Annotated in this window: 1 protein-coding gene; it reads right to left on the bottom strand. The window is 67.2% G+C overall.

Going from position 1 to position 892, the window contains the following annotated elements:
* Positions 1 to 845: adenosylcobinamide-phosphate synthase CbiB (cbiB, locus tag DC522_RS33785; RefSeq protein WP_116532729.1), on the bottom strand; the 845-nt coding region annotated here is incomplete at its 3' end.
* Positions 846 to 892: the final 47 nt, after the last annotated feature.

The following is an 892-nucleotide window of genomic DNA, read 5'->3' as shown; positions in this document are numbered from 1 at the left end:
TCGACGCGGACATTCCCATAGATGCGCGGTCCGGCCAGCCGCAGGCCGAGGGCACCCGCCATTGCAGCCTCCGGCCATCCGGCATTGGGTGACCGGTGGTGGGAGGCATCCCGCAGCAGGGCACGCAGGGCTCCACGCGGGGAGGCATTCCGGTTCAGGGCCGCCGCTGCGACAATGAGAAGGGCTGACAGGCGCGAGCCCGGCAGGTTCACCCAGTCGTCGAAGCGGGCGGCCGCCCAGCCGAAGGCCTCATGTCGGGGCGTGCGGTGCCCGATCATGCTGTCGGCGGTATTCGCGGCCTTATAGAGAGCCGCGCCGGTCAGGCCGCCGACACCGAGCCAGAAAGCGGGCGCAACGACCCCATCAGAAAAATTCTCGGCAAGGCTTTCGATGGCGGCACGGGAGACGCCGGCCTCGTCCAGGCTCTGCGGGTTTCGCCCGACGATCATCGACACGGCTGTGCGCCCGCCTTCGATTCCACGCTCGCGCAGTCCTGACGAGACAGCCGCCACATGCTCATGGAGGCTGCGCTGCGCCAGAAGGCTGCTGGCCAGGATCACCAGCGCGCCGAGCCCGATGGCTCCAACTGAAGCGAGAGCGAACTCCACGGATCGAGCGGCGAGGCCGGTCACGGTGAGAAGCAGCAGGAGGGCGAGGGCGCCCGCAGCGCGGCGCCGCCTTCCGCTCCAGGCCTCGCGATTGAATGAGCCGTCAAGCGCCTTGATCAGCCTCCCGATCCAGGTGACGGGATGCCCGATCCACGTATAAAGACGACCGGGATAGCCGAAGGCAGCCTCCACCGCGAGGGCGAGGACCAGAACCAGGAAGCTATCGGACCAGGACATGGGTTGAATCGAATGGTTGAGACACAGATCCCTCACGGCGGAAATCT

The organism is Microvirga sp. KLBC 81 (assembly GCF_003075415.1).
GTDB lineage: Bacteria > Pseudomonadota > Alphaproteobacteria > Rhizobiales > Beijerinckiaceae > Microvirga.
This window is presented reverse-complemented; position numbering and strand designations above follow the sequence as displayed.